Genomic DNA, 15,372 nt, shown 5'->3' with positions numbered 1-15,372 from the left:
CGCCGCCGCGCTGCCGCCCTGCCGCGCCGCCGCCCCCGCCGGACCGCAGCCCCGCCGCCCTGCCGGACCGCTGGCCTGCCCGCCGACCGCCAGGCCTCCAACCGCCAGTCGCACGAGCCGCCTGTCACACGTGTCCGGCCGCCCCCACAACCTGCCCGGCCCGCCTGCCCGCCTGCCGCCTGCCCCGCCTGCTCATCGGCCCGCCTGCCCACCGGCCCCGCCTGCCACCGGTCCCGCCTGCCACCGGCCCGCCTGCTCACCGACCCGTCTGCCCCGCCTGCCCGTCTGCCCATCTGCTGGCCGGTACACCTGCCCGCCGGTCGCACCCTGTCCCGCCACCCGCCACCCGCCACCCTCCACCCGCCGACCTTCAGCCCGGCCAACCCCCGCTCCCATCCCCACCCCCACCTACTGACCCACCGCCCATCCCCTCCCCAAGTTGCCCCGCGACGTGCCAGCGCGGCCCCCAGCCCCCAGGCCGGGCGACCGCTCACACCACCAGCAGCGACTTGCCGAGAGTGGCGCGCTCCTCGAGCGAGCGGTGCGCCTTCTCCGCCTCCGCCAGCGGGTAGGTCGCACCGATCACCGGCCGGATCCGCCCCTGCGCGGCCAGCGAAAGGGCCTCCGTGAGGAGTTCCCGCACGACCGCCGGCTCGGGTGCGCCCTCGGCCAGCACGTTGTCGACGTGCACCTGGCGCCGCGCTGCCTCCTCCGGGTCGATGTCGGCCAACCCGTCCGAGGAGCCGTAGGTGACGAAGCGGCCGCCTGCGGACACCACCTCGAACGTGGCCCTGCCGAGTGGTCCTCCCGCGCCGTCGAAGGCGAGGTCGATGCCGCCGGTCGCCTCGCGGACCTGCTGTTGCCAGCCGTCCAGCGAGTAGTCGACGGCGAGTTCGGCGCCCAGTTCGCGGGTCAGTGCCAGCTTGCGTTCGCCTCGGGCCGCGGCGATGACTCGTGCGCCGGCGTCGTGCAGGAGCTGTACCAGCAGGGAGCCCGCGCCGCCCGCCGCTGCCGCGATCAGGACCCAGTCGCCCTTCTTGATCTCCGTTCGGCGGGACAGCAGCAGCGCGGTGGCGCCGTCGTGCAGCATGGCCGCCGCCACGGACGAGCTCAGGGTGTCCGGGATCGGGACGATGTCCTCGGCGGGGAAGACGATCTGCTCGGCGTAGCCGCCGGCGCCCCGGGCGATGACGCGCCTGCCCAGCCAGGCCGGGTCCACGTCTTCCCCTGTGGCGAGCACGCGGCCCGCGCCTCCTCCGCCGGGGACGTACGGCGGTGTCAGCGGGAAGTACTCGCCGCCCCAGCCGCTGCGCAGCAGGGTGTCCAGGAAGATCACGTCGGCGACCTCCAGACCCACCACCACCTGTCCCGGGCCCGCCACCGGATCAGGGACCACTTCCTCGCGGAGCACCTCGGGTCCGCCGAACTCGTGCACTCGGATGGCACGCATCCCCACCACATCCCCCACCTCGAACCAACTGGTCGCGTCCCACCGTAAAAGCTCCAGCTTGGTGGAGATCAAGACCTTCAGCAGGAGGCGAAGTCGTCCAGCAGTGCCGAGGCGACCTCGACGTCGGGGCTGAGCTGGCGGTCGGACATGTCCGGGTTGAGCTTCGACTGCGCCGCCTCGAAGGCGGCGCGCAGTGACGGTGTCCCGGGGGTGATGCCGCGCAACCTGAGGGCTCGGACGGCCGCTACCACCTCGCAGGCCAGGACCAGGCGGAACGCGCTGAGGGAGCGCAGGGCCTGGGACGCGGACTGGAACGCGAAGCTCGAGTTCTCCTCCTGGCCGCGGGAGACGACGGCGTTGCCGATGCTCGCGGGCTCGGCGAGGGTGCGGACCTCGGCCAGCGCGGAGTTGGCGCTGTACTCGAGGATCATCACGCCCGAGCTGCCGGGCACGCCCTCGGCGAGGAACGGGCGCAGGCCGGTGAAGTTCGGTTCGACGAGGGTCGCCAGGCGGGCGGTCGAGATGTGGCCGGTGTGCAGCATCGAGAGCCTCAGCCGGTCGAGTGCCTGGCCCAGGTACGCGCTGTGGAACGCGCCGTGGTGGTAGGCGGCGTCGTCTTCCGGTCCGAAGTGGTCGGCGACGATCAGCGGGTTCTCGGCGGCCGCGTTGAACTCGACGTCGAGCACTCGGGCCAGGTCGGTGGCGGCGTCCACGGCCGGGCCGTGGATCTGCGGGAAGCAGCGGTAGCCGAACGGGTCCTGGATGCGCGCGGGCGGGCGCGGGGGTTCGCCGATCAGACGGCGCATCTCGGCGGCGACGGCGACCTGGCCGGGGTGCGGGCGTCCCAGGTGGACTCGTTCGTCGTAGGCCTCGACGGCTCCGTCCACGGCGAGGAACGACAGCGCGGCGACCACCTGGGTGGCCTTCAGGAGCTGGTGCGCGTCCTGCCAGGCCAGGCCCGCCATGCCGATGGTGAGGGCGTTGCTGCTGATCAACGCCAGCGCGTCGCCCGAGTCGAGCTCGATCGGGTCGGGGGTCTGCGTGGAGCCGAGCCAGTAGCGCTCGCCGAGCAGGGTCAGGCCGGTCTCGGCCAACGCGGTGAGGTCGCCCGTGCCGATGGCGCCGTACTCGTGGACGCCGGGGTAGCAGCTGCTGTTCAGCGCGGCCAGCAGGGCGTCGGCCACGGCTCTGCGCACGCCGGCACCGCCCGCGAGGAGCTGGTTGAGGCGCACGACCATCATGGCGCGCACCTGTTCCTCGGGGAGCATGCCGCCGAGTCCGCCCGCGTGGCTGCGCAGCAGGCGCAGGCCGTGCTCGGCCCATCCCTCCGTGCTGATGATCTGGTCGCGGTTCGCGCCGACGCCGGTCGTGCGGCCGTACACCTGTCGTCGCACCACAAGACGCTGGCTGGCGCCCCACGACGCTTCGAGGCGTGCGAGGCCATCAGCGTGGAGGGTCACCGGCGAGTGATAACGCGCGACGCGCACCACGTCGTCGGCGCTGAGCGACTGACCGTCCAGCACGACAGGGGAGTCTTCGACCATGGCGCCAATGTGAGCACATAGGGTTCACAGGTGCTCGTACTGCATGGCCTGTGCACGACCGACGGCGTCCTGGCGCTGTGGGCCGAGGATTCCGGGCTGCCCGCACGCAGCGAGAGCACCCGTCGGGACGCACCGCACCCGTTCGCGGCGTCCGCTGAGTCGCTGGCCGCCGCGGTCGGGCAGGAACCGCACAAAACGACCACGCGGACGTTGCTGCTGCCGTCCTTCTCGTCGGGACCGATGGCCTCGCCCGAGTTGGTGCGCGACCCGCTGACGGCGGGACGGGCGCCGCGCGGCAAGGTGACGCTGCGGCAGTGGGGCGTGCCCACGATTCGCCTCGACGGCGCCCCGGAACGCGGTGCCGAGGTGCGGCTGAGCGACTCCGCGCGGTTCGTGTTCGACGTGGCCGCGTTCGCCGCCGACCTGGTCGACCGGGGCCGCGTATTGCCCTCGGTAGCGCCGGAGCGGGCCGTCGCGCGGTGGACGCCGGTGCTGTCGGGGACGGACTCGGCGCGGTTCGCGGCGCTGCAGACCGCGATGCCGCCCGCCTGCCGGTGCGAGGAGATCGTCAGCGAGCCGGCCGAACTCGTGCGCGCGGCGCTCACGACCGCGGTCGACGAGCAGGTGCGCAGCAGGTTGAACGGCATGGCTCTCGCACCGGCGCGACGAGGCCCCGTGACGACGGCGGAAGCCTGGCTCGACGCGCTCACCGGCGAGCCCGCGTTCGACGCGGACCCCGTAGAGCTCTACGAACTGCGCGAGCAGCTGGACCGCTGGCGTGACAGCGCGGGCAACGAGAGCCCCGTGCGCACCTGCTTCCGGCTGCGCTCGCCCGAGCAGCGCAAGGACGACGAGTGGGCGGTCGAGTTCCTGCTCCAGGCCGTCGACGAGCCGAGTGTTCTCGTTCCCGCACAGCAGGTCTGGTTCGCGGACGACGGTGTGCTGCGGCGGTGGATCCCGGCCCCGCAGGAGCATCTGCTGGCCGACCTCGGCCGCGCGAGCAAGCTGCACCCCGACCTGGACGAGGCGTTGCGCGGCTCGCACCCCGCCGAGATGGAGGTCGACGCGGAGGGCGCGTACCGGTTCCTGACCGCGGCCCCCGTGCTGGCGCAGGCCGGGTTCGGCGTGCTGCTGCCGTCGTGGTGGCAGCAGACGACGAAGCTCGGCCTGAAGCTCACGACGAAGAGCCGTGGCACCGCCGGGACCGTCGCCAAGGAGAGCGAGATCGGCTTGAAGTCCATCGTGGACTACAAGTGGGAGCTCGCCCTCGGCGAGGACACGCTGACCGACGCCGAGCTCGCCGAACTGGCCAGGGCGAAGGTGCCGCTGGTCAAGGTGCGCGGCCAGTGGGTGCAGGTCGACCAGAAGCGGCTCGCCGCGGGGCTCGCGTTCCTCAAGCGCGGCGGCGGCCAGATGACCGCCGCCGAGGTGATGCTCCACAGTGGACTCACTGAGGAGGACGAGAGCCTCCCGCTCCCGCTGACGTCCGTCGAGGCCGACGGCTGGCTCGGCGACCTGTTGTCCGGCAAGGCCGACGAGCAGCTCGAACCCGTCGAGCCGCCGCAGAGCTTCCTCGCTCAGCTGCGTCCCTACCAGCAGCGCGGCCTGGCGTGGCTCGCGTTCCTCGACAAGATCGGTCTGGGCGCGTGCCTCGCCGACGACATGGGCCTCGGCAAGACCGTTCAGCTGCTGGCGTTGGAGGCGTTGAACCGCGCGCACGGCAAGAGGCCGCCCACGTTGCTGATCTGCCCGATGTCGGTCGTCGGCAACTGGCAGCGCGAGGCGGCGCGGTTCACGCCGGAGCTGAAGGTGCACGTGCACCACGGCGCGGACCGCCTGAACGGTGAGGCGCTGCGCGAAGCCGTGGAGAGCAACGACCTCGTGCTCACCACTTACGCGCTGGCCGCGCGCGACGCCGACGCGTTGAGCGACCTCACCTTCGACCGCGTGGTGCTCGACGAGGCGCAGAACATCAAGAACAGCGCGACCCGTCAGTCGCAGGCTGTGCGGCAGCTCAAGGCACGCCACCGCGTCGCGCTGACCGGCACGCCCGTCGAGAACCGCCTCGCCGAGCTGTGGTCGATCATGGACTTCGCCAACCCCGGCGTGCTCGGCACGGTCAACACGTTCCGCGCCCGCTTCGCCGTCCCGGTGGAGCGCCACAACGACCAGGACGCCGCCGCCCGCCTGCGCAAGATCACGAACCCGTTCGTGCTGCGCCGCGTGAAGACCGACCCGCGCATCATCAGCGATCTGCCAGACAAGGTCGAGATGCGCCAGCTCTGCAACCTCACGGCCGAGCAGGCCTCGCTCTACCAGGCTGTCGTGAACGACATGCTGGAGAAGATCGAGGAAGCCGACGAGGGGATCGAGCGCCGGGGACTCGTGCTCGCGACCATGTCGAAGCTCAAGCAGGTCTGCAACCACCCGGCCCACTTCCTGAGCGACGGCTCCCGTGTCGCCGGCCGCTCCGGCAAGCTCGCGCGCCTCGAGGAGGTGCTGGAGGAAGTGCTCGCCGAAGGCGACAAGGCGTTGTGCTTCACCCAGTTCACCGAGTTCGGCAGCATGCTCGTGCCGTACCTGGCCGCGCGCTTCGACACCGAGGTGATGTTCCTGCACGGAGGCACCAGCAAGGCGTCCCGCGACCGAATGGTCGAGCGCTTCCAGGACCGCAAGGGACCGTCGCTGTTCCTGTTGTCGCTCAAGGCAGGCGGCACCGGCCTCAACCTCACCGCCGCCAACCACGTGATCCACCTGGACCGCTGGTGGAACCCGGCGGTCGAGGACCAGGCGACCGACCGCGCCTTCCGGATCGGCCAGCGCCGCAACGTGCAGGTGCGCAAGTTCGTCTGCGTCGGCACGCTGGAGGAGCGCATCGACGCCATGATCGAGGAGAAGCGCGCCCTGGCCCAGCTGGTGGTCGGTGCTGGTGAGCACTGGCTCACCGAACTGTCCACCGCGCAGTTGCGCGACCTGCTGACCTTGTCCGGGGAGGCCATCGGTGAGTGAGCACTGGTCCGGCGAACGTTCCCGCTACGGCAAGACCATCAAGGTGGACAACGGGATCAAGGCGGTGAGCAAGCGCGGCGACATCGGCGCCACCTGGTGGTCGCGCCGGTTCATCGAGGTGCTGGAGTCGTTCGGCATGGGCGGCCGGCTGACCCGCGGCCGCAACTACGCGCGCCAGGGCCAGGTGTTGTCGTTGTCTCTGTCCACGAGCATGGTGATCGCGCTGGTGCAGGGCTCGCGCCCCACGCCGTACAAGACGCGGATCGCCATCAAGTCGTTCACGGGCCAGGAATGGCAGCGCATCGAGCACGCGCTGGCCGGCAAAGCCCTGTACGCCGCGAAACTGCTCGCCGGTGAGATGCCGCCGGACATCGAGACGCTGTTCGCCTCGCTGGGACTGCAGCTCTTCCCCGCGACGCAGCGCGAGCTGACGATGGACTGCAGCTGCCCGGACTGGGAGGTGCCGTGCAAGCACCTCGCCGCCACCTGCTACCTCCTCGCTGAGTCGTTCGACAAGGACCCGTTCGAGATCCTCGCCTGGCGTGGCCGCAGCCGTGAGGACCTGCTCGAACGCCTCCGCATGCTGCGCGGCACTACACGTGCGGCGGTGGTCCGTGAGGAGGCGCCGCCGCTGACAAGGTGCCTGGACACCTTCTGGCAGAGGCAGACGACGTCGAACCTCAGCTTCGGCGATCCCACGGCCGTGGTGCGGACGGACGCGGTGCTCGACCAGTTGGACGGCGTGCCCATCACCGTGGGCCGGACGTCGCTGGCCGAGGTGTTGCGCCCGGCCTACCTGTCGCTGAAGCCCGCCGACTGAGCTCGGCCGGGGTTCCGCTGCAGCGGGATTGGCCGAGGTGCGGGGATGGGCTGTGGTGGGGGTGGAGACGGCCCTGGTTGGGCTCCTTTCCGCGGGGAGGGTCGCTTGGCCGTTCGGGGGACGAGGTTGTGCCTTGGTAACCGGGCATGGGGGCGAGCCGCAGACTCGGTGGGAGTCGCGGGCCTGGTGGGAGGTGCGGGCCTGGTGGGAGCCGCGGACCTGGTGGGAGCCGCGGACCTGGCGGAGCTGCGAACCGGCGGAGCTGCGGACCCGGTGTGAGCCGCGGACCTGGTGGGAGCCGCGGACCTGGCGGAGCTGCGGACCTGGCGGAGTTGCGGACCCGGCGGAGCTGCGGACCCGGTGTGAGCCGCAGATCCGGTGTGAGCCGCGGACAGGTGGGAGCCGCAGACCCGGCGGGAGGTGCAGACCCGGCGGGAGGTCGCCCGACTCGTCGAGCAGAGATGAGGGGATGCGTGTGGGCTGCCAGCTTCCTGGAGGGAGTTGGGGTGGATGGGCGTGTTCTGAGGCCGTTGGTCCTCTTCGAACCAGCGGGCGCGGGTGCGTTCGTCCGCCGCTGGATCCGTTGGGGCGCTGGGGTTCGGGCGCGTGGGAGCGCGCGAGGCAGCGTGGCTCGGATCTGGGACAGCGGCGGGCCGGTTTTGGCTGTCGGCGTTGTGCGGCAGCCGGGGATGACCGTTGCGGGGCAGCGGGTTGCGGCGCTGTCTGGAGGCGTTGGCTGGAGGCGCTGTCCGGGGCGGTGGCCGCCGGACCCGTTGGGTGCCTGGCGGTCCGGGCGCGGTGGCTTGGGTGCGCTCGGAGGGCTGGGCGGCTCGGGTCGGCGGCGCGGGTGGCCCGCGTCGAGGGTCAGTGGGGGAGTTTCTGCTTGGAGCGGTTGGCGAGGACGGTCACGCCGGCGCCGGCGAGGCCTACCTGGAGGGCCAGTTCGATCCAGTCGATGCCTGACGTGTTCGCCACGCCCAGGACTGTGGCTGCCGCTGTGCCCACGAGGGCGGCCGCGATGCCCACGAGGATGGTCGCCAGCAGTGAGATGTGTTGTTTGCCCGGGATCACCAGCCGGCCGAGGCCGCCGATGACGGCTCCGAAGAGCAGCGCGGTGAACAAGCCCTCGATTTCCACTGATGCCCCCTGAGATTCTGGTGTGTGCTACTCCAGGATCTGCTGGGGCGGGACAGCGCGAATCAGGTCTTTCCCTGAGTGGGCCCTGACTTTCCCCCTAGCAGCACGGCGGCTGCCTCGGACAGTTCGCGGCCCGGTACGTCCGGGTCGCAGCCCACCCGCGCCAGACGGGCCCGGATGGCGGTGGGGGAGCGTTCCATCTCGTCGGCCAGGGACCTGATCAGCGCCGGCGAGTCGTGAGCAGACCGGGTGAGCCAGGCGGTGCGCAGGTCGGTGTCGAGGGCTTCGGTCCAGGGCTGGTTGGCGTTGGCGTGGCGGGCCGGGCGGGTGCGCAGGCGCGTGTGGGCGCTCAGGACTCGCGCGAGCAGCTTGCCGATCGTGACGCCGCCCTCTACCGGCAGGCGGAGACGGCCGTCCGCGATCACCTCGCCCGACTCGAGTGAGCCGAGCAGGTCGAGCACCATCGATTCGTCGGAGTCGGTCGTCGCGCTCAGCCGGTAGTGGACCTCGCCGAGCTTGATCTCGTTGTGGAAGGTGGATGTCATGGGAGGGACGTTAGGGAGGGGGTCTGACGGTTTTTCCGCGGTTGGGGGCCTGGAGGTCGTTGTGATGCGGGGAGTTCACTCGAAGGGGTGGCCCAGCTGGTGGTGTGACTCAGAACGTCGGCGGCGTGTCCGCGCTCAGCAGACACCCGTCTGACCACGAACACGGCGGCGTTCTGAGCCACGCCGCTAGCCCGAGGTGACGGCGCTGCGGCCTGTGCCGATGTCGGCCGCGTCCGCCGCCCTGCGGCCCGCACCCCACCCGGCGGCGGAACGCACCGTCACGCGGGAGGTCTTCGTGCGCGTGAACATCTCCTCGAACAACGTGTCCACGGCCTTCTTTCGGTCCGCCAGCACCGGCAGCAACCGCTCGTCCGACACGATCGGGTCGTCGGGCGGAACAGGCACGGCGGCCATGGCCTCCAGCCGCTCCCCGATCCGCGACGCGTAGGCCACGAGGAACGACTTCCGGAACGGCCGTGAGCGCGCCTCGCTGCCCTTGCCGGCCTTCCCGCCGACGGCGACCATCGCCCGTGTCGCCTGCACGAGCAGAGACGTCGACAGCAGCTCCACGCTCTCCAAGTCCACCTCGTCGCCCACCAGCGCGACGAACCCGAACCCGTCGTAAGCCACCGCACGCGACCGGAACGCCTCCGACACCACGTGCACGAGCTGCGCCTTCTCCTTGAAGTAGCTCTTGTCGAGCCACAACCGCCGCGACGTCGCCTCGGCCGGCAGGTCCGCGTCGAGCATCGCCCGCTCCAGCGCGTGCCGGTTCATCAGCTCCTGCGCCTTGGCCGACAGCGCCTCGGCCTCCTCGGGGAACGCCGTCGACTCGGCCTTCGCGAGCAGCCCGCGCACCCGGTTGAGCACCTTCGGGTCGAGCCCCGCGCGCACGGCCGCCATCAGCACGTCGCCCGGCAACGGCAGGATCTGCGGCACCGAGGGCATCCGCCCGAGGAACTTCAGCAGCTCAGCGGCCGTGCGGTTCGCGTACGACAGCGTCTCGATGTGCCGCGTCGCCCACGCCTCCAGCAGCTCCCCCTCCCACCACACGGAGGCGCCGATCTCGTCCAGCTGCCCTCTCCACCGCGGATGCACCGTCTCCGGGGCATGCGGCGAACAGGACAAAGCGATCACGTCCACCACGAGAGAGGTGGCGGACTCATCGAGCGAACGCGCCACCATCTCGCGCACGTCGTACGGCAGCCAGCCGCGCTGCCAGAGCGCGTCGACCGCTTTCACCAGTTCCACGCCACGCAGTATGAGACGTCCGCCATGTGCACAGGTCGGGGACCACCTGGTAGACACGGGATGTGATCGAGCTCCAGTTCCGCGGCCGGACCGTAGTCCGTGAGCACGCGCTGGTGATGGCGATCATCAACCGCACCCCCGACTCGTTCTACGACAAGGGCGCCACCTACGCCGAGGACGTGGCCATGGAGGCCGTGCACCGCGTCGTGGACGAGGGCGCGGACATCGTGGACATCGGCGGTGTGAAGGCGGGTCCCGGTGACCTGGTCGACGCGAGCGAGGAAGTGCGCCGCGTCGTGCCGTTCATCACCCGCGTGCGCGCCGCCTACCCGGAGCTGATCATCAGCAGCGACACCTGGCGCGCGGACGTCGGCCGCCTCGTCTGCGAGGCCGGTGCCGACCTGCTCAACGACACGTGGGCGGGCGCGGACCCGCAGCTGGCCGAGGTCGCCGCGGAGTACGGCGCCGGCTACGTCTGCTCGCACACGGGCGGTGCGGTGCCGCGCACGCGTCCGCATAGGGTTAGTTACCCGAACCTCGTAGCGGACGTCATCGCGGAGACGACGACGCGCGCGGAGAGGGTGGTCGCACTCGGTGTGCCTCGCAAGAGCGTGCTGATCGACCCCACACACGACTTCGGCAAGAACACATGGCACAGCCTCGCGCTGGTGCGGCACACGGACGAGCTGGTGGCGACCGGGTGGCCGGTGCTGATGGCTCTGTCCAACAAGGACTTCGTCGGGGAGACCCTCGGCGTGGAACTGCACGAGCGCGTCGAGGGCACGCTCGTGGCAACCGCGATCGCGGCGTTGGCGGGCGCCGCGGTCTTTCGTGCGCACGAGGTCGCGCGCACCAGACGAGTACTCGAGTCCGTCGCTCGACTCTGAGCTGGAGGTATCAGGTGGACGACGTCTTCGCCCGGTTTTCGGATGACCGGTGGGACGACTTCCTCGACGAACTCGACAAGATCCGCGTGAGCGTGGTGGATCCCGCGGAACGGCAGCAGATGAAGGCGACCGCGCGCCGTGACGCACGAGAAGCGGGCACTCAGCCGTTGCTCGTGCGGATGGCCCTCGCGGACCACTACCTGAACCTGCTCGCCATCGGCGTGTGGGCGGGCGACGAGAGCTGGCGCGCCGATCTGAGGGACCTGGTCGTCTCTCTCGTGCCCGAGGACGACGAGACGCGGGACGACGCCCTGCTGAGTTCCGTCATCGCCGTGGTGCTCGCACAGCTGCTGCAGGACGCACGGCTGCGCGGCGGTTCCGAGGCCGATGTCATCGCACGGTCGGCGTGGGAGAAGGCCCAGGAGTGGGCGGCCTACGCGGAGGACCGCCACGTGGAACGGCTCCTGCAGCACTCCACGGAGGCCGGTGCGCGCGTCGTGACGGCCTCCGAGGTGCAGGAGGTCGTCGAGCTCGCCACGGCCGCAGCGGACGACCAGCACGCCGAGACGATCGCCGCGCTGGAGACGGAAGGCTTCACCGCCGAGTTCATGAACGGCGTGTGGGTCGTGGAGGGCGAGTTCCGCAACGCGGTGAGGGCTGCCGCGCGCGCAATCACGCTCACGGGCCACGGCTGCGTCCTCGCGCGCAACATCCGGTCATCCGCCGTGATGCTGTGGCAGGACAACACGCTCGCCATGGCCGACTCGAAGGTGCCGCGCTGGCGCATCTACCCGATCCTGGCCCCCGTCACGCCGCAATCGAAGTTTTCAGGCGGTGAAGGCCTGCCGTTCACCCGCGAGACACACCCGTTGGCACCCGCTCCGGAAGTCGTGCGCCGGTTGGCGGACGCCGTTGGTGTCAACCTGTCCCATCTGCTGGCTGCATTGCGGTGAAAGGGTGATCTTTGACTTTCCGCAACCTCGACTCGTTATCTTGGTGTCATGCCCAGATTTGCCGAGTTCGATGTGGAAGGCCTGCGCAAATCCAGCGCCGTCGCGGACTTCCCCTGGTCAGAGACGTGGGTCACGTTGATCCGCGTTGATGCCAAGGGAGTTGTCCGGCAAGCCAAGTCGTTGACGGAGAAAGTTTCTTTGCTGACCGTCGCGTCGGGCAAGGACCTCGTCATCGCGTCCTGTCCCGAGATTTACGCGGTCGACGACCTGTCGGCCGCCCGTGCCGCCGTCAGGGCTTCGGTCGCACGCGAAATGATCCCAAGCCTCGGATGAATGACTCCCTCCACTCGGGCTCAGCGGCGAGCGCGAGTTCCGGGAAACGCCCAAGGAGAGTTCCGAACGCGATCTCACCCTCGATGCGAGCCAGCCGCGCCCCCACGCAGTAGTGGATCCCGTGACCGAACGCGACGTGTGGGTCTCGGCCCAGCTGCAACGCGTCCGCGCCGGGATACCGGGACGGATCCCGGTTGGCCGCTCCCAGTGAGACGGCGACCTGCGAGGTTCTCGGAATCGTGACCCCTCCGATCACCACGTCGGACGTGGCGACGCGACTCACCCCCAGCGCCAGTGGCCCGTCGAGGCGCAGGAACTCCTCGACGGCCTCCGGAATCAGGAGCGGATCGCCCGCCAGCGACCGCTTCACGTCCGGATCGCGCAGCAGGGCGAGCAGGCCGTTGCCGAGGAGGTGCACGGTCGTCTCGTGTCCTGCTGTGATGAGCAGCACGAGGTTCATCACGAGGTTCGGTTCGTCGCGAAGCTCGGTGATGACGTCGTCACCGGGCTCTTTCGTCGTCAGGAGCCGCTCTACGTACGCCGCGAACCTGCCGAAGGCCTCGGCCATGGTCGCGGGGACGAGCAGCTCGGTGGAGAGCGTCCGGATCTCGTCTCTGTCCTCTTTGGGCACACCTAGGAGTTCACAGATGACGGTGATCGGAAGCGGATGGGCGAACGTCTCGATGACGTCCACCTCCTCCGTTCCCTCCCACGTGTCGAGGAGTTCGTTGGCGATCTGCTCGATGCGCGGCCGCAGCGCCTCCATGCGCCGTGTGGAGAACGCGCGCGCGATGGGTTTGCGTAGCTGCGTGTGCTCCGGCGGGTCCGTGTGGTTGAGCATGCCGCCGGGGATGATGGCGCTGCTGAGGCCGGGATGGCCGAGCGCCTGGACGACGTCGTCGTAGCGGCTGATCATCCACGACTTCTGGCCGTCCGGCATCTCGACCAGCGCAGGCCCCTGCGCGCGCCACTCGTCGAAGTACGGGGTCGGATCCGTGTAGAAGCTCATGCCGTCATCGTGGTGTTCGCGCTGTTCAGAGGCATGAGTGAGCCATCACCCATCTTCGCGGCGCCGATCACCTAGCCTGACGGCATGGGGTGGCCGTTCGTGGGGAGGGACGCCGAGCTCACCGCGGTCCGGCGTGCGGTGCGCGGCGTGGGGCTGATCGTCGGGGGTCCCGCGGGCGTGGGCAAGACACGGTTGTTGGACGAGGTCGAGTGCGACGTCCGGTTGCGTGCCACGGCGGCGATGTCAGAGATCCCACTCGGAGTGATGGCGCCCTTCTTGCCGTCGGTGGATCCCTCGCCGTTGGCGATGCTGACCGCCGCACGAGCCGTGTTGCGTGGCCGTGTCGTGGTGGTCGACGACGTTCACCTGCTCGACGACGCGTCGGCCGGCCTGCTGCACCAGCTCGTCCAGCACCGGGAAGCCGTCGTCGTGGCGACGTTGCGTTCGGGCGAACGAGCGCCCGAACCGGTGGTGGCGCTGTGGAAGGACGAGCTGCTCCCGCGCATCGAACTCGATCCGCTCGGCCGTGCCGCGGTGGTCGAGGTGCTGGAGACCGTGCTCGGCGGTGTGCTGGAGAGCGCGACGGCCGACCGGCTGTGGACAGCGTCGGCCGGAAACATGTTGCTGCTGCGAGAGATGCACTTCGCCGCGCAGTGGGTCTCGCACGGCGGTGTGTGGTCATTGGACGGTCCGCTGCCGTTGTCACCACGACTGGTGGAACTGGTCGAGGCGCACCTCGCCGCCGTACCCGCCGAGGAACGCCGTGTGCTGGAACTGCTCGCGTTCGGCGAACCGCTGGACTTAGCCGCGTCGGAGGCGTTGGACGGGCTCGTGATCGTGAGCGACGAGGGACTGCGACTCGCACATCCGCTGTACAGCGAGGTGTTGCGCGCGCAATGCCCTCCTCTGCGCAAGCGCAATCATCAGCGGTACCTCGCTTCCGTGCTCGACGATCCGTTGCGGGTAGCGGTGTTGCGTCTGGACAGCGGCACGGCAGACGACCCCGAACTGCTGCTGAAGGCCGCGAACCTCGCCAGCGCGACAGGTGGTGTTGTTCTGGCAGAACGACTCGCACGCGCCGCATGGTCGATCGGCGGCGGGGTGGAGGCCGCACGGCTGCTGGCCCAGGTGTTGCTGTTCACCGATCGTGCGGTGGAGGCCGAAGAGGTCTTCGCGCTGATCGCCTCGGACGACGACCCGGTCGAGCTGCGGACGATGCGTGCCCTGAACCTGGGCTGGGGCCTGGGGCGCCACGAGGAAGCCGCGGCGATGCTGGAGAACGACCTCGCGCGGTCCGTGCTCCTGTTCCACGCGGGCAAGTACGACGAGGTCCGCGAGTTGCTCACCTACGCGGAGCCCGCCGAGGCCGCGATCCTCGCGATGGTCGACGTGGTGCAGGGACGGTACGTGGGCCCGTTCCCGGTCGTCCCGCCGAACCCGGAGGCGGGGCTGGGTGCGGAGATGACGGTGTTCGCCGAGGCGTTCGTGCACGCCACCCACGGCGACCTGGCACGAGCGGAACGCCTTGCCGTGCAGGCGCATCGGGGGCATGCCGAATGGGACTCCATGCGGTCGACGTGGGCGGTGTCGCTGGCCGGGATGGCGATCACGGGTGGACGGCTGCGGGAGGCGCGAAGGCTGCTGCGGGAGGTGCGGTCCGCTCAGCCGTTCGTCCGGTTGTGCTTGCTCGCGCAGGTGGAGGCGTTGCTGGGCAACGATGCGCGATCGTTGCTCGCCGAGGCGGAAGAGCTCGTGTGGCAGGGGATGCGGCCGTACCTCGTCGGCTTGTGGACGGCCCGGATCTGGGCTGGCGGTGTGTCGCCGTTCGACGCGGCTGCTGACGTGCGCGCGTACGGCGAGTACGCCGCCGAGGCGATGCTTCTGCACGAGGCCGTGCGGCTCGGGCACGCTTCCGATGCCCTGGAACGGTTGCAGGAGCTCGCCGCCACCACGACCGGACTTCTGGTCCCGGTGTACGCCGCGCACGCGGAGGCGTTGGTGCGCAACGACGCCAAGGCGCTCCAAGAGGTGGCCGCGCGGTTCGAGGAGGCCGGGTACGTGCTGTTCGCGGCCGAAGCGGCCGCCGCGTCGGGCAACCGCGCGCTGGCAGCCCGGTTGATCGGCCTGTGCGAGGGCGCTCGGACGCCCGCGCTGGCCCAGGTGACGTTGGAGCCGCTCACCAAGCGGGAGCGCGAGGTCGCCGTGCTGGCCGCACGGGGCCTCACGAACAAGGAGATCGCCGAGTCACTGGTGATCTCCGTGCGAACCGTCGACAACCACCTGTCCAACACGTACTCGAAGCTCGGCATCACGACCCGCGGCGAGCTCGCGTCGGTTCTTGCGGATGACCTCGGCAACCGGGGATGACACTCGATCGGACGCAGGATCGCACCGCGTCCAGCGTGCGTGACGAACTGTGAGAGGCCGCGGAGAT

The 15,372-nt window shown here is 70.2% G+C and carries 12 protein-coding genes; 6 read left to right on the top strand and 6 right to left on the bottom strand.

The features are described 5' to 3' along the window. Positions 1 to 490: 490 nt before the first annotated feature. Complete coding sequence (locus tag IEY88_RS31505; RefSeq protein ID WP_189158521.1) at positions 491 to 1,450, bottom strand: zinc-binding dehydrogenase; 960 nt, start codon at positions 1,448 to 1,450, stop codon at positions 491 to 493. Positions 1,451 to 1,527: 77 nt separating this feature from the next. Further along, entirely contained in the window at positions 1,528 to 2,994 is a 1,467-nt protein-coding gene (locus IEY88_RS31500) for an aromatic amino acid ammonia-lyase (RefSeq protein ID WP_189158520.1), read from the bottom strand. Between the two features lie 30 nt (positions 2,995 to 3,024). Between IEY88_RS31500 and IEY88_RS31495 the strand changes: the two genes are divergently transcribed. Both IEY88_RS31495 and IEY88_RS31490 read left to right on the top strand, forming a co-directional pair. After that, positions 3,025 to 6,003, top strand: a complete 2,979-nt coding sequence (locus tag IEY88_RS31495; protein WP_189158519.1) for a DEAD/DEAH box helicase — start codon at positions 3,025 to 3,027, stop codon at positions 6,001 to 6,003. After that, positions 5,996 to 6,823, top strand: a complete 828-nt coding sequence (locus tag IEY88_RS31490; protein ID WP_189158518.1) for an SWIM zinc finger family protein — start codon at positions 5,996 to 5,998, stop codon at positions 6,821 to 6,823. The genes IEY88_RS31495 and IEY88_RS31490 overlap by 8 nt, the downstream gene beginning before the upstream one ends. An 864-nt stretch (positions 6,824 to 7,687) precedes the next feature. Here the strand turns inward: IEY88_RS31490 and IEY88_RS31485 are convergent. From IEY88_RS31485 to IEY88_RS31475, 3 genes are all read right to left on the bottom strand, one after another. Continuing rightward, positions 7,688 to 7,960, bottom strand: a complete 273-nt coding sequence (locus tag IEY88_RS31485; protein ID WP_189158517.1) for a GlsB/YeaQ/YmgE family stress response membrane protein — start codon at positions 7,958 to 7,960, stop codon at positions 7,688 to 7,690. A 62-nt stretch (positions 7,961 to 8,022) separates the two neighbouring features. After that, on the bottom strand, positions 8,023 to 8,505 hold the full coding sequence (locus IEY88_RS31480) for a hypothetical protein (protein ID WP_189158516.1): 483 nt from the start codon (positions 8,503 to 8,505) through the stop codon (positions 8,023 to 8,025). Positions 8,506 to 8,691: 186 nt separating this feature from the next. Beyond that, complete coding sequence (locus IEY88_RS31475) at positions 8,692 to 9,756, bottom strand: DUF2786 domain-containing protein (protein ID WP_189158515.1); 1,065 nt, start codon at positions 9,754 to 9,756, stop codon at positions 8,692 to 8,694. Positions 9,757 to 9,818: 62 nt separating this feature from the next. Between IEY88_RS31475 and folP the strand changes: the two genes are divergently transcribed. The 3 genes from folP to IEY88_RS31460 are packed head-to-tail and all read left to right on the top strand — an operon-like array spanning position 9,819 to position 11,929. Next, the gene (gene folP / locus IEY88_RS31470) at positions 9,819 to 10,643 is read left to right on the top strand and encodes a dihydropteroate synthase (RefSeq protein ID WP_229693955.1); all 825 of its coding nucleotides are present in this window, start codon (positions 9,819 to 9,821) and stop codon (positions 10,641 to 10,643) included. Between the two features lie 14 nt (positions 10,644 to 10,657). Then, positions 10,658 to 11,596: a hypothetical protein gene (locus IEY88_RS31465; RefSeq protein ID WP_189158514.1), complete on the top strand. Its 939-nt coding sequence runs from the start codon at positions 10,658 to 10,660 to the stop codon at positions 11,594 to 11,596. A 48-nt stretch (positions 11,597 to 11,644) separates the two neighbouring features. Then, complete coding sequence (locus IEY88_RS31460; RefSeq protein ID WP_189158513.1) at positions 11,645 to 11,929, top strand: hypothetical protein; 285 nt, start codon at positions 11,645 to 11,647, stop codon at positions 11,927 to 11,929. Here the strand turns inward: IEY88_RS31460 and IEY88_RS31455 are convergent. Continuing rightward, entirely contained in the window at positions 11,886 to 12,938 is a 1,053-nt protein-coding gene (locus IEY88_RS31455) for a cytochrome P450 family protein (protein WP_189158512.1), read from the bottom strand. The two genes, IEY88_RS31460 and IEY88_RS31455, sit on opposite strands and share 44 nt — an antisense overlap. Positions 12,939 to 13,022: 84 nt before the next feature. On the opposite strand from IEY88_RS31455, the gene IEY88_RS45300 reads away from it, so the two are divergent. Then, complete coding sequence (locus IEY88_RS45300) at positions 13,023 to 15,305, top strand: helix-turn-helix transcriptional regulator (RefSeq protein ID WP_308426025.1); 2,283 nt, start codon at positions 13,023 to 13,025, stop codon at positions 15,303 to 15,305. Positions 15,306 to 15,372 lie beyond the last annotated feature (67 nt).

Source organism: Lentzea pudingi (assembly GCF_014646255.1).
Classification (GTDB): domain Bacteria; phylum Actinomycetota; class Actinomycetes; order Mycobacteriales; family Pseudonocardiaceae; genus Lentzea; species Lentzea pudingi.
Note: the sequence above shows the minus strand (reverse complement) of the source record. Positions and strands in the feature narration are given on the sequence as shown.

Excerpts from the sequence above, each read along its gene's own strand:
- IEY88_RS31505 (WP_189158521.1), bottom strand. The coding sequence starts at position 1,450 with ATGCGTGCCATCCGAGTGCACGAGTTCGGCGGACCCGAGGTGCTCCGC.
- IEY88_RS31500 (WP_189158520.1), bottom strand. The coding sequence starts at position 2,994 with ATGGTCGAAGACTCCCCTGTCGTGCTGGACGGTCAGTCGCTCAGCGCC.
- IEY88_RS31480 (WP_189158516.1), bottom strand. The coding sequence starts at position 8,505 with ATGACATCCACCTTCCACAACGAGATCAAGCTCGGCGAGGTCCACTAC.
- IEY88_RS31460 (WP_189158513.1), top strand. The coding sequence starts at position 11,645 with ATGCCCAGATTTGCCGAGTTCGATGTGGAAGGCCTGCGCAAATCCAGC.
- IEY88_RS31455 (WP_189158512.1), bottom strand. The coding sequence starts at position 12,938 with ATGAGCTTCTACACGGATCCGACCCCGTACTTCGACGAGTGGCGCGCG.
- IEY88_RS45300 (WP_308426025.1), top strand. The coding sequence starts at position 13,023 with ATGGGGTGGCCGTTCGTGGGGAGGGACGCCGAGCTCACCGCGGTCCGG.